Source organism: Xanthomonas sp. (genome assembly GCF_017163755.1).
Taxonomy (GTDB): Bacteria; Pseudomonadota; Gammaproteobacteria; order Xanthomonadales; family Xanthomonadaceae; genus Xanthomonas_A.
The window spans coordinates 25,816-37,877 of record NZ_JAFIWC010000029.1 but is presented as its reverse complement, the minus strand read 5'-3'; the positions used below and the strand labels follow the sequence as shown (position 1 = coordinate 37,877).

General features: G+C 74.7%; 11 protein-coding genes, 1 pseudogene and 1 riboswitch. All 12 genes and pseudogenes read left to right on the top strand.

Annotated features, from left to right (window positions below):
• Positions 1 to 84: 84 nt before the first annotated feature.
• Positions 85 to 316: riboswitch (cobalamin riboswitch) on the top strand.
• A 122-nt stretch (positions 317 to 438) separates the two neighbouring features.
• The gene (btuB, locus tag JR065_RS17595; RefSeq protein WP_206235652.1) at positions 439 to 2,331 is read left to right on the top strand and encodes a TonB-dependent vitamin B12 receptor; all 1,893 of its coding nucleotides are present in this window, start codon (positions 439 to 441) and stop codon (positions 2,329 to 2,331) included.
• Positions 2,328 to 2,900, top strand: a complete 573-nt coding sequence (locus tag JR065_RS17590) for a hypothetical protein (RefSeq protein ID WP_206235651.1) — start codon at positions 2,328 to 2,330, stop codon at positions 2,898 to 2,900. Before btuB ends, JR065_RS17590 begins: the two co-directional genes overlap by 4 nt.
• Positions 2,897 to 3,529, top strand: coding sequence for a hypothetical protein (locus JR065_RS17585; RefSeq protein ID WP_429001882.1), 633 nt, complete (start codon positions 2,897 to 2,899; stop codon positions 3,527 to 3,529). Before JR065_RS17590 ends, JR065_RS17585 begins: the two co-directional genes overlap by 4 nt.
• On the top strand, positions 3,526 to 4,140 hold the full coding sequence (cobO, locus tag JR065_RS17580; RefSeq protein WP_206235650.1) for a cob(I)yrinic acid a,c-diamide adenosyltransferase: 615 nt from the start codon (positions 3,526 to 3,528) through the stop codon (positions 4,138 to 4,140). Before JR065_RS17585 ends, cobO begins: the two co-directional genes overlap by 4 nt.
• Positions 4,137 to 5,444: a cobyrinate a,c-diamide synthase gene (locus JR065_RS17575; protein ID WP_343237296.1), complete on the top strand. Its 1,308-nt coding sequence runs from the start codon at positions 4,137 to 4,139 to the stop codon at positions 5,442 to 5,444. Before cobO ends, JR065_RS17575 begins: the two co-directional genes overlap by 4 nt.
• Before the next feature lie 58 nt (positions 5,445 to 5,502).
• Positions 5,503 to 6,423: an adenosylcobinamide-phosphate synthase CbiB gene (gene cbiB / locus JR065_RS17570; RefSeq protein WP_206235648.1), complete on the top strand. Its 921-nt coding sequence runs from the start codon at positions 5,503 to 5,505 to the stop codon at positions 6,421 to 6,423.
• A gap of 99 nt (positions 6,424 to 6,522) precedes the next feature.
• Positions 6,523 to 7,515: a threonine-phosphate decarboxylase CobD gene (gene cobD / locus JR065_RS17565; RefSeq protein WP_206235646.1), complete on the top strand. Its 993-nt coding sequence runs from the start codon at positions 6,523 to 6,525 to the stop codon at positions 7,513 to 7,515.
• Positions 7,512 to 8,990 (top strand): cobyric acid synthase, encoded by a 1,479-nt coding sequence (locus tag JR065_RS17560; protein WP_206235645.1) that lies wholly within the window; start codon positions 7,512 to 7,514, stop codon positions 8,988 to 8,990. The genes cobD and JR065_RS17560 overlap by 4 nt, the downstream gene beginning before the upstream one ends.
• Positions 8,978 to 9,535, top strand: a complete 558-nt coding sequence (cobU, locus tag JR065_RS17555; RefSeq protein WP_206235643.1) for a bifunctional adenosylcobinamide kinase/adenosylcobinamide-phosphate guanylyltransferase — start codon at positions 8,978 to 8,980, stop codon at positions 9,533 to 9,535. Before JR065_RS17560 ends, cobU begins: the two co-directional genes overlap by 13 nt.
• The gene (gene cobT, locus JR065_RS17550) at positions 9,532 to 10,578 is read left to right on the top strand and encodes a nicotinate-nucleotide--dimethylbenzimidazole phosphoribosyltransferase (RefSeq protein ID WP_206235642.1); all 1,047 of its coding nucleotides are present in this window, start codon (positions 9,532 to 9,534) and stop codon (positions 10,576 to 10,578) included. The genes cobU and cobT overlap by 4 nt, the downstream gene beginning before the upstream one ends.
• Positions 10,575 to 11,183, top strand: a pseudogene (locus JR065_RS17545) (histidine phosphatase family protein); the annotation flags it as partial. The gene cobT and the pseudogene JR065_RS17545, both read left to right, overlap by 4 nt.
• Before the next feature lie 143 nt (positions 11,184 to 11,326).
• Entirely contained in the window at positions 11,327 to 12,058 is a 732-nt protein-coding gene (locus JR065_RS17540) for an adenosylcobinamide-GDP ribazoletransferase (RefSeq protein ID WP_206235639.1), read from the top strand.
• Positions 12,059 to 12,062 lie beyond the last annotated feature (4 nt).

Genomic DNA, 12,062 nt, shown 5'->3' with positions numbered 1-12,062 from the left:
CGGCGCCGACGGCGCGCCGCCTTGGCCGGGGCCGCGCCTACGCGCAGCGCACGGACACGTTCCCCAACGACCTCCGCCACCTGCTAGCATGCCCGCACCCAAGGTGACCGCCGGCTCGGCCGGCGGTTGAAACGGGAATCCGGTGCGCCGGGCCGCGTGCGATACGCGAGCCGGCAATTCCGGAGCTGCCCCCGCAACGGTAGGCGAGAACACGCTCCGCAACAGGCCACTGTGCATTCGCATGGGAAGGCGCGGACCGGAAGGCGACAGGCCTTCGCTCGCAAGCCCGGAGACCGGCCTTGGGCATGACCCGGCACGCGGTGGGCGTTGTCATGGATCGCGCATGCGGCGCTGCCGTGCGCGCGCTTCGTGGTGCCTTGCCGCCTGCCGTCCATCCATCGCTACCGCGCGGGCAGGCGCGGCAAGGAGTCGTCGTTCATGCAGTCCCGAACTGTTTTTCCGCGTCGCGCCGCATTGGCGTCGGCGCTTGCGTGCGTGGTCGCCCCGGCGCTGGCCGAGGGCGCGGCCGTCGACCTGGACCGGCTGGTGGTCACCGCCAGCCGCACCGCGCAGAGCCAGGATCGCGCGCTGGCGCCGGTGGAGGTGATCGACCGCGCGCAGATCGAGCGCCGCCAGGCGCTCTCGCTGCCGGAACTGCTGCGCGGCGAGGCCGGCGTGTCGATGGTCAACAACGGCGGCGCGGGCAAGACCAGCTCGCTGTTGCTGCGCGGCACCGAGTCCGACCACGTGGTGGTGCTGGTCGACGGGTTGAAGGTCGGCTCGGCGACCAACGGCGGCGCCGCATGGCAGGACATTCCGCTGGAACAGATCGAGCGCATCGAGATCGTGCGCGGGCCGTTCTCCAGCCTGTACGGCTCCGAAGCGATCGGCGGGGTGGTGCAGATCTTCACCCGGCGTCCGCCCGGCCGCTTCGCGCCCAGCGCCAGCGCCGCGATCGGCAGCGACGCCACCCGTCGCTACGGCGCCGGGCTGGCCGGGCGCAGCCAGGCGCAAGGCGAGCGGGGCGGCTGGTACGCGGTCAACGTCGCGCACGAGGAGACCGCCGGCATCAACGCCTATCTCAATACCGCCTCGCGCTACTACGATGCCGACCGCGACGGCTACGCCAACGATTCGCTGAGCGTGCAGGGCGGCTACCGCTTCAACGAACGCTGGGACGCCGACCTGCGCGCGCTGCGCGCGCGCAGCCGCAACGAGTACGACGGCAGCGCCAACGACATGGCCAAGGGCGTGCAGCAGGTGGTCGGCGGGCGCCTGCGCTACGCCGCCAGCGGCGCGCTGGACCTCAGCGCCAGCCTCGGCGAGACCGCCGACCTCAGCGATGCCTACCTGCGCGGCGCGTATTCGTCCGCGTTCGACACGCACCGCAAGCTGGGCTCGCTGCAGGCGGACCTTGCCGCCGGCTCCGGCACGCTGAGCCTGGGCTACGACTGGCAGCGCGACGACGTGGACGCCAGCGACGCCTACGACGTGGAACGGCGCATCAACCGCGGCGCCTTCGCGCAGTGGCAGCAGCGCATGGCGGCGCAGTCGCTGCAGGCCAGCGTGCGCCGCGACGACAACGGCCAGTTCGGCGGCAAGACCACCGGCAGCGTGCTGTGGGGCTGGGACCTGCACCGGCACCTGCGGCTGGGGGCGAGTTTCGGCACCGCGTTCAAGGCGCCGACGTTCAACGAGCTGTACTACCCGGACTACGGCAATCCCGCGCTGCGCCCGGAGACCTCGCGCAGCGTCGAGCTGAGCCTGCGCGGCGACTACGCCTGGGGCGCGTGGACGCTCAATGCCTACCAGACCCGGGTCGACGACCTGATCGCCTACGATCCGGCGCTGACCGATGCGGCGCATCCGTTCGGCCAGCCCAACAACATCGACCGCGCGCGCATCCGCGGCGCCGAGGCCGGCTACGACACCGCGCTGGCGGGTTGGACGCTGCGCACGCGGCTGACCTGGCTGGACCCGCGCGCCGACGGCGCGGTCAACCACGGCAACTGGCTGCCGCGACGCGCGCGGCGCAGCGGACGCATCGATGCCGACCGCCGCTTCGGCGCGTTCAACGCCGGCGCCAGCGTATTCGGCTCCGGCGCGCGCTACGACAACCTGGGCAACAGCGCGCGGCTGGGCGGCTACGGCCTGGTCGACCTGCGCGTGGGCTATGCGTTCGGCCGCGACTGGAGCGTGGCGCTGGCGGCCAGCAACGTGTTCGACCGGCGCTACCAGACCGCGGCGTACTACGCCCAGCCCGGACGCAGCTATCTGCTGACGCTGCGCTACCATCCGGCGGCGGACGCGGCGGCGGGAGAGAACGGATGAGCGCGCGCGCGCCGTACGCCCAGGCCGGCATCTGCGTGGCGGTCGCGGCGACGATGGTCGCCACCCGCTTCCACCATTTCGGCGACGCCTTGCACCTGCCGGACGCGTCGATGGCGCTGTTCTTCGTCGGCGGCCTGTACCTGCGCCGGCACGCGGCCTTCATCGCCTTGCTGCTGCTGGCGCTGCTGATCGACTGGGCGGCGATCGCGCTGGCCGGGGTCAGCGATTTCTGCGTCACCGCGGCCTATGCGGCGCTGCCGCTGGCCTATGCGCTGCTGTGGTACCCGGCGCGCGCGTATGCGCCGCGGCTGAGCGCGCGGCCGGCCTCGCTGGGCGCCGCACTGCTGCTCGGCGTCGCGGCGGCGGCCGCGTCGTTCCTGGTCTCCAACGGCGCGTTCTACTGGTTCGGCGGGCGCTATGCGGATCCGCACTGGTCGCAGTACCTGGCCCGCGCCTGGCAGTGGGGGCCGCTGTTCGTGCGCAGCACCGCGTTCTATCTGGCGGCCGCGCTGGCCTTGCACGCGCTTGCCGTCCGCGCCTTTCCTTCCCGAACCCTGGAGTCCGCATGAATGCACGGTCCGCTCCCGCCGCTCGCTCCGCTTCGGCGCCGCTGCCGCCGGCAGGATTGCCGCTGGCCTCGGCCGTCGCGCAGGCCGTCGCCGGGCTGATGCTGGCCGCGCTGATGGTCTGCACCCGCGGCCAGCACTTCGCCAGCGTCGATGCGTTGCCCAGCGCGTCGTGGGCGGTGTTCTTCCTGGCCGGCGCGCTGCTGCGCCCGTGGTGGCCGTTGCCGGCGCTGTTCGCGCTGTCCAGCGCGCTGGATCTGGCCAGCCTGGCGAGCGGCACGATCAGCGACTGGTGCCTGTCGCCGGCGTATTGGGCGCTGGCGCTGGCCTATGCCGCGCTGTGGTGGAGCGGCCGCGTATACGCGCGGCACCTGCACGACGGGCGCTGGCGCAGCGTGCCGCGCCTGGCGATCGCGCTGCTGCTCGGCGCCAGCGTCGCCTACCTGCTGTCCAAGGGCGGGTTCTGGTTCTTCTCCGGCCGCTATCCGGATCCGGACTGGGCCGGCTTCATCGCCCGCATCCCGCACTACTATCCGCGCGCGCTGGGCCCGCTGGCCGGCTACGCCGCGCTGGGCGTGCTGCTGGCGGTCGCCGCGCAGCGGCTGCGCGCGCGCGCCGGGGCGCGCGCATGAACGCCGCCGGACGCGACGCCGACGCGCACTACCGCGAACGCGCGCAGCGCAAGAAGGAACTGATCGACCGCCGCATCGCGCGCGCGGACATCGACCGCGGCGTGGTGGTGGTCAACACCGGCAACGGCAAGGGCAAGAGCTCGTCCGGCTTCGGCATGTTGGCGCGCTCGCTCGGCCACGGCCTGCGCTGCGGGGTGGTGCAGTTCATCAAGGGCAGCTTCTCCACCGGCGAGGAAGCCTTCTTCCGCCGCTTCGACGACAGGCTCGACTACCACGTGATGGGCGAGGGCTTCACCTGGGAAACCCAGGACCGCGCGCGCGACACCGCCGCCGCGCAGGCCGCCTGGCAGGTGGCGCGCGGGATGCTGGCCGACGCCGGCACCGATTTCGTGCTGCTCGACGAACTCAACATCGCGCTGGTGAAGGACTACGTGGCGCTGGACGAGGTGCTCGCCGCGCTGGCCGCGCGCCCGCCGCGCCAGCACGTGGTGATCACCGGCCGCGGCGCGCCGGACGGGCTGATAGCCGCCGCCGACACCGTAACCGAGATGCGCCTGGTCAAGCATGCGTTCAAGGCGGGCATCAAGGCGCAACTGGGGATCGAACTGTGAGCGCCGCGCCGCGCGCGTGCCCGGCGCTGCTGGTGTCCGCGCCGGCGTCCGGGCAGGGCAAGACCAGCGTCACCGCCGCGCTGGCGCGCTGGCATGCGCGGCAGGGCCGGCGCGTGCGGGTGTTCAAGACCGGCCCGGACTTCCTCGACCCGATGCTGCACGCGCAGGCCAGCGGCGCGCCGGCCTACCAGCTGGACCTGTGGATGAACGGCGAGGACGACGTGCGCGCGCGGCTGTACGCCGCCGCCGGCGAGGCCGAGCTGATCCTGGTCGAGGGCGTGATGGGGTTGTTCGACGGCGATCCGTCCAGTGCCGATCTGGCCGAGCGTTTCGCGCTCCCGGTGCTGGCGGTGATCGACGGCGCGGCGATGGCGCAGACCTTCGGTGCGCTGGCCGCCGGCCTTGCGTGCTACCGCCACGGCCTGCCGATGTACGGCGTGGCCGCCAACCGCATCGGCAGCGCGCACCACGCGCGCCTGCTGCGCGAGAGCCTGCCGCCGGACCTGCACTGGCTCGGCGCGTTGCCGCGCGATGCCGCGCTCGCCTTGCCGGAGCGGCACCTGGGCCTGGTCGCCGCGGCCGAGGTGACCGACCTCGACGCGCGCCTGGACGCATTGGCCGACGCGTGGGCGCAGCATGCGGCGACCGCATTGCCGCCGCCGCTGGCGTTCGCGCCGGCGGCGCTGGCGGCGGTGCCCGAACGTCTGCGCGGCGTGCGCATCGCGATCGCGCGCGACGCCGCGTTCTGCTTCCTGTATCCGGCCAACCTGGATCTGCTGCAGACCGCCGGCGCGCAGTTGCGGTTCTTCTCGCCGCTGGCCGGCGAATCACTGCCCGACTGCGATGCGGTGTGGTTGCCGGGCGGCTACCCGGAACTGCATCTGCAGGCGCTGGCGCAGCGCCACGACCTGCACGCCGCGCTGCGCGACCATGCCGGCGCCGGCAAGCCGCTGCTCGCCGAATGCGGCGGCATGCTGTTCCTGCTGGAGCAACTGGCCGATCGCGACGGACAGGCGGCGGCGATGGCCGGCCTGCTTGCCGGCCATGCCGCGCTGCAGCCGCGGCTGGCGGCGCTGGGCCTGCAGGAGGTGGCGTTGCCGGAAGGCACGCTGCGCGGGCACACCTTCCACTACGCGCGCGCCGAAATGGCGCTGGCGCCGCTGGCGCACGCACGCAATCCCAACGGCGGCCCCAGCGCCGAGGCGGTGTACCGGCAGCGGCGCCTGACCGCCAGCTTCGTGCACTTCTACTTTCCGTCCAATCCTGCCGCGGCAGTGGCGTTGTTCGAGGGGGCGGCGGCATGAACCCCAGTGCTGCCTTCGTCATGACGGTTCCGCGCACGTGCCACCATGGCCGTTGCCCATGCTGCTGCTGACCGCCATCGCCGCGATAGGGCTGGACCTGCTGCTCGGCGAGCCGCGCCGCGCGCATCCGCTGGTCGCGTTCGGGCGCCTTGCGCAATGGCTGGAGGCGCGGCTGTACCGCGACCGTCGCGGCGCCGGGCTCGGCGCGTGGGCGCTGGCGGTGTTGCCGCCCACGCTGCTCGCCGGCGCGCTGCAATGGGCGCTGTGGCGCTGGTCGCCGTGGGCGGCGGCGGGCCTGGCCGCGCTGGCGCTGTATCTGGCGCTGGGCCTGCGCAGCCTGGGCGAACACGCGCGGCCGGTGATCGCGGCGCTGCGTGCCGACGATCTGGCCGCCGCGCGCGCCGCGGTCGCGCGCATCGTCAGCCGCGACACCGCCGCGTTGGATGCCGCGCAGATCGCCACCGCGGCCACCGAATCGGTGCTGGAGAACGGCAGCGATGCGGTGTTCGGCGCGCTGTTCTGGGGCCTGCTGCTCGGCGCGCCGGGCGCGGTGCTGTACCGGCTGGCGAATACGCTGGATGCGATGTGGGGCTACCGCAACGCGCGCTACCGGCGTTTCGGCTGCGCCGCGGCGCGCATCGACGACGCGCTCAACTACGTGCCGGCGCGCCTGACCGCGCTGAGCTACGCGCTGCTCGGCCGCACGCCTGCGGCGCTGCGCTGCTGGCGCCGGCAGGCGGGGGCCTGGAAGAGCCCCAATGCCGGGCCGGTGATGGCGGCCGGCGCCGGCGCGCTCGGTGTGCGCCTCGGCGGCGCGGCGCCGTACCACGGACAGTGGCAGGAACGCCCGCCGCTGGGCGAGGGCGCGGCCGCCGACGCCGCGTCGGTCGCGCGCGCGCTGTGGCTGGTGCGGGGCACGGCAGTGCTGTGGCTGGCGGCGATCGCGCTGGCGACGGCGCTGCCGGAGACCGCCGCATGAGCGCGCGCCGCATAGCCGGCCGTGCGCGCCGCGGCACGGTCGCGTGCCAGCGCCACCCGTGCCGCACCCGGCGCAACTTCGATGACTGGAGATCCGCGCATGCTTGAACATGGTGGCCGCCTGTTGCGCGCCGCGCGCCGCTACGGCATCGCGCCGGCGCAATGGCTGGACCTGTCCACCGGCATCAGCCCGTTCGCATGGCCGGTGCCGGCGATTCCCGCGCGCGCCTGGCAGCGGCTGCCGGAGGACGACGACGGCCTGCTCGAGGTGGCCTGCGCGTACTACGGCGCGCCGCAGCTGCTGGCGGTGGCCGGCTCGCAGGCGGCGATCCAGGCCCTGCCGGAGCTGCGCGCGCGCAGCCGGGTCGGGGTGATCGCGCCGGGCTATGCCGAGCATGCGCACGCCTGGCGGCGCGCCGGCCACGCGGTGGAAACGCTGCCCGCGGCGCAACTGCTGGCGCAGGCGCCGCGTCTGGACGTGATCGTGCTGATCCATCCGAACAATCCCGGCGGCGAGCGCTTCGAACGCGACGCCCTGCTCGCGCTGCACGCGCAGCTGGCCGCGCGCGGCGGCTGGCTGCTGCTCGACGAGGCGTTCATGGACGCCACCCCCGAGCACAGCCTGTGCGGCGAGACCGAACGCGACGGGCTGATCGTGCTGCGCTCGGTCGGCAAGTTCTTCGGCCTGGCCGGCGCGCGCGCCGGCTTCGTCGCCGCGGCGCCGGCGCTGTTGCGCGCGTTGCGCGAGCGCCTGGGGCCATGGACGCTGAGCGGGCCGTCGCGGCACGTGCTGGGGTTGGCGCTGGCCGATCGCGACTGGCAGCCGCAGGCGCGGCTGCGGCTGCAGGTGGCCGCCTCGCGCCTGGCCGCGCTGCTCGCCGCGCACCAGCTGGCGCCGAGCGGCGGCTGCGGCTTGTTCCAGTGGTGCCGGCACGCCGCCGCCGCCGAGCTGCACGAGGCGCTGGCCGCGCGCGGCATCCTGACCCGGCTGTTCGAGGTGCCGCCGAGCCTGCGCTTCGGCCTGCCGCCGGACGACGCCGGCTACGCGCGGCTGCGCGACGCGCTGGGCGAGATCTGCGGGGCGCGGCGGTGAGCGCGCGCGTGCTGATGGTGCAGGGCTGCACCTCCGATGCCGGCAAAAGCACGCTGGTCGCCGCGCTGTGCCGCTGGCTGCACCGGCGCGGGGTGGCGGTGGCGCCGTTCAAGCCGCAGAACATGGCGCTGAACTCGGCGGTGACCGCCGACGGCGGCGAGATCGGCCGCGCGCAGGCGGTGCAGGCGCAGGCATGCGGGCTGCCGCCGCACACCGACTTCAATCCGGTGCTGCTCAAGCCGCACAGCGACACCGGCGCGCAGGTCATCGTGCACGGCCGCGCGGTGGCCACGCTCGACGCGGCCGCCTACCACGACTACAAGCGCATCGCGCGCGAGGCAGTGCTGGCCTCGCACGCGCGCCTGTGCGCACGCTACGCAGCGCTGGTGGTGGAAGGCGCCGGCAGCCCGGCGGAGATCAACCTGCGCGCGCACGACATCGCCAACATGGGCTATGCCGAAGCGGTGGACTGCGATGTGCTGCTGGTCGCCGACATCGACCGCGGCGGCGTGTTCGCGCACCTGGTCGGCACCCTGGCGCTGCTGTCGCCGAGCGAGCGAGCGCGCGTGCGCGGCTTCGTGATCAACCGCTTCCGCGGCGACCTGGCGCTGCTGCAGCCGGGGCTGGACTGGCTGCAGCGGGAAACCGGCAAGCCGGTGCTCGGCGTGCTGCCGTACCTGCACGGCCTGCAGCTGGAAGCCGAGGACGCGTTGCCGCAGGCCGCTGCCGCCAAGCCGCAGGCGCGGCTGCAGGTGGCGGTGCCGGCGCTGCCGCGGATCAGCAACCACACCGATTTCGATGCGCTGGCCGCGCACCCGCAGGTGCAGCTGCGTTTCGTCGGCCCGGGCCAGGCGCCGCCGGCCTGCGACCTGATCGTGCTGCCCGGCAGCAAGTCCACCCGCGCCGATCTGGCCTGGCTGCGCGCGCAGGGCTGGGACGCGGCGATCGCGCGGCACCTGCGCTACGGCGGCAGGCTGCTGGGCATCTGCGGCGGGCTGCAGATGCTCGGCCGCGCGGTACACGATCCGCACGGCATCGAAGGCGCGGCCGGTTCCAGCGACGGGCTGGGCTGGCTCGACCTGGACACCACGCTGGCGCCGCGCAAGCAGCTGGGCCAGGCGCATGGATGGCTGGCCTTCGCCGATGCGGCGGTGAGTGGCTACGAGATCCATTGCGGGATCAGCGCGGGGCCGGCGCTGGCGCGGCCGGCCCTGCGCCTGGACGACGGCCGCGGCGACGGCGCGATCTCCGCCGACGGCCAGGTGCTGGGCACCTATCTGCACGGCCTGTTCGATAGCCCCGACGCGCTGGCGGCGCTGCTGGGCTGGGCCGGCCTGGACGATGCCGCGCCGCTGGACGTGCGCGCCTTGCGCGAACGCTCGCTGGAGCGCCTGGCCGACATGGTCGATACGCATCTGGACCGGCGTTTCCTGTGCGCGCAGTTCGGCCTGGAGGCGCCCGCATGCACAGCCTGATCCTGGGCGGCGCGCGTTCGGGCAAGAGCGCGCTGGCCGAGCGGCTGGCCGTCGCCAGTGGCCGCGAGGTGGTCTACCTGGCCACCGCGCAACCGCTGGACGGCGAGATGGACGCGCGCATCGCCCGGCACCGCGCGCAGCGGCCCGCGCATTGGCGGCTGGTCGAGGAGCCGCTGGCGCTGGCCGCGGCGCTGCGCGCCGAAACCCGTGCCTCGCGCTGCGTGCTGGTCGATTGCCTGACCCTGTGGCTGAGCAACCTGCTCGGCGCGCCGGACGCATCCGCGTTCGCGCGCGAACGCGACGCGCTGCTGGCGGCGCTGCCGCAACTGCCCGGGCAGGTGATCCTGGTCGGCAACGAAGTGGGGCAGGGCGTGGTGCCGCTGGGCGAGCTCAGCCGCCGCTTCGTCGACGAGGCTGGGCGCCTGCACCAGGCGCTGGCGGCGCGTTGCGGCCAGGTGGCGTTCGTCGTGGCCGGCCTGCCGATGCTGCTCAAGGGCGGGCCGCTGCCCACGCACGAAACGCATGACCTGGGAGCACCGCAATGAGGGACGATTGGATCGCGCAGCCGTGTCCGGCGCCCGATGCGCGCGCGCGCGACGCGGCGCTGTCGCGGCAGGCGCAACTGACCAAGCCGCCGGGGGCGCTGGGCATGCTGGAGACGGTGGCGGTGCAGCTGGCGGCCTGGCAGGGCCGCGAACGGCCGACGCTGGAGCGGGTGTGGATCAGCGTGTTCGCCGCCGATCACGGCGTCGCCGCCGAAGGCGTATCGGCGTTCCCGCAGGCGGTGACCGGGCAGATGCTGCGCAACTTCGCCGGCGGCGGCGCCGCGATCGCGGTGCTGGCGCGGGCGATCGGCGCGACGCTGGACGTGGTCAACCTGGGTACGGTCAACGACCCGGGCGAGATCGCCGGCGTGCGCCGCGCCTGGATCGCCCCAGGCACCGCCAACCTGTGCCAGGCGCCGGCGATGAGCGCGGCGCAACTGCAGATGGCGCTGCAGGCCGGCGCCGACCGCGTGCGCGCCGCGCGCCTGGCGCATGCGCAGCTGTTCGTCGGCGGCGAGATGGGCATCGCCAATTCCACCGCGGCCGCGGCGCTGGCCTGCGCGCTGCTGCCGGCCGCGGCGGCGGAACTGGCCGGCGCCGGCACCGGGCTGGATGCGGCCGGCATCGCGCGCAAGGTCGCAGTGATCGACCGCGCTCTGGTGCTGCATGCCGAGGCGGGCGATCCCGTGCAACGGCTGCGGCGGCTCGGCGGCTTCGAGATCGCCGCGCTCGCCGGCGCCTACATCGCCGCGGCGCAGGCGCGGATCCCGGCGCTGGTCGACGGCTTCATCGCCAGCGCCGCGGCGTTGGCCGCGGTGCGGATCAACCCGGGCGTGCGCGACTGGCTGCTGTTCGCGCACCGCTCGCACGAACGCGGCCACGCGCGCCTGCTGCGCGCGCTGGAAGCCACGCCGCTGCTCGATCTCGGCCTGCGCCTGGGCGAAGGCAGCGGCGCGGCCAGCGCGGTGCCGTTGCTGCGCCTGGCCTGTGCGTTGCACGGCGGCATGGCGACGTTCGCCGAGGCCGGGGTTTGCGGCGCATGAGCGAGCTGCGCATCGACCTGCTGCGGCACGGCGACACCGGCCGCCGCGGCTATCGCGGCCAGCTCGACGACCCGCTCAGCGGACGCGGCTGGGCCCAGCTCAACGACGCGGTCGACGGGCACGAATGGGACTGGATCGTGGCCTCGCCGCTGCGTCGCTGCGCGCAGTTCGCCGATGCGTTGGCGCGCCGGCGGCGGCTGCCGCTGACCCTGGACGCGCGCCTGGCCGAATACCATTTCGGCGATTGGCAGGGCGTGCCGATGGCCACGCTCGCCGAGCGGCACGGCGACGCGCTGGGCCGCTTCTGGGCCGACCCGGTGGCGCATCCGCCGCCGGCCGCCGAGCCGTTCATGGCTTTCGTCGCGCGCCTGCGCGCCGCGCTCGATGCGATCGTGGCCGGACGTGCGCCGGCCTGTGCGCGGGTGCTGGTGGTGACCCACGGCGGCGCGATCCGTGCGCTGCGCTGCATCGCCGAGGCGCGCGCCTTCGCCGACGCCAGCGCGTTCGACGTGGCGCATGCGTCGCTGTATCCGTTGCGCTGGCCGCCAGCGCACGGCGCCGCCGGCGCGTCGGCGCAGGCCTCCACCTGCGCGCACGCGCCGGCGCCCGCGGCGACGTTGCGACCAACCGTGGAGCGGCCGCGCGATCCGCCATCGGGCGCCGGCTGCGCCGCAGCGATCGGGCATGCGCAGGACGCCACCGCGCCCGCGCCGGCACGCGGCGCGACCCCGGGTCCTGCCCGTCGGCGATGATCGACGGCCTGCTCGCCGCGTTGGGCTTCCTCACCCGCCTGCCGGTGCCGGCGCGCGTGTTCGAACGCGATGGCGCCATGGCGCGCTCGCTGCCGTGGTATCCGCTGGTCGGCGCGCTGCTCGGGGGGGCGTTGTGCGCATTGGCGTGGTGCCTGCGCGACGCCGCGCCGCTGCTGGCGGCGGCGATCGTGCTCGCCGCCTGGGTGTGGCTGAGCGGCGGCCTGCACCTGGACGGGCTGGCCGACAGCGCCGACGCCTGGGTCGGCGGGCTGGGCGATCGCGCGCGCACGCTGGCGATCATGAAGGACCCGCGCAGCGGCCCGGCGGCGGTGGTGGCGGTGGTGCTGGCGCTGCTGCTGAAGTTCGCCGCGCTGGCCAGCCTGCCGGCGCAGGGCTGGGCGCTGCTGTGGCTGGCGCCGCTGCTGGCGCGGACCGCGCTGGCCGCCGCCTTCGCGTCCACGCCGTACCTGCGCACCGCAGGCCTGGGCACGGCCCTGGCCGGTGCGCGCCGCGCGCCGTGCGTGTGGGCCATCGCCCTGGCGCTCGCCGCGGCCCTGGCGGCCGGCGCGTGCGGGGCGATCGCGGTGCTCGCCGCGGCGGCGACGTTCGCGCTGTGGCGGCGCGCGTGCATGCGCCGCCTCGGCGGCATGACCGGCGACACCTGCGGCGCGTTGGCCGAGCTGGCCGAAACGGCGGTGCTGGTCGCGCTGGCGCTGTGGCTGGGATGAAGCG

What these genes read in the sequence shown, in the direction of transcription:
- btuB (WP_206235652.1), top strand. Translation starts at nt 439, where the DNA reads ATGCAGTCCCGAACTGTTTTTCCGCGTCGCGCCGCATTGGCGTCGGCG.
- JR065_RS17590 (WP_206235651.1), top strand. Translation starts at nt 2,328, where the DNA reads ATGAGCGCGCGCGCGCCGTACGCCCAGGCCGGCATCTGCGTGGCGGTC.
- JR065_RS17585 (WP_429001882.1), top strand. Translation starts at nt 2,897, where the DNA reads ATGAATGCACGGTCCGCTCCCGCCGCTCGCTCCGCTTCGGCGCCGCTG.
- cobO (WP_206235650.1), top strand. Translation starts at nt 3,526, where the DNA reads ATGAACGCCGCCGGACGCGACGCCGACGCGCACTACCGCGAACGCGCG.
- cbiB (WP_206235648.1), top strand. Translation starts at nt 5,503, where the DNA reads ATGCTGCTGCTGACCGCCATCGCCGCGATAGGGCTGGACCTGCTGCTC.
- cobD (WP_206235646.1), top strand. Translation starts at nt 6,523, where the DNA reads ATGCTTGAACATGGTGGCCGCCTGTTGCGCGCCGCGCGCCGCTACGGC.
- cobU (WP_206235643.1), top strand. Translation starts at nt 8,978, where the DNA reads ATGCACAGCCTGATCCTGGGCGGCGCGCGTTCGGGCAAGAGCGCGCTG.
- cobT (WP_206235642.1), top strand. Translation starts at nt 9,532, where the DNA reads ATGAGGGACGATTGGATCGCGCAGCCGTGTCCGGCGCCCGATGCGCGC.
- JR065_RS17540 (WP_206235639.1), top strand. Translation starts at nt 11,327, where the DNA reads ATGATCGACGGCCTGCTCGCCGCGTTGGGCTTCCTCACCCGCCTGCCG.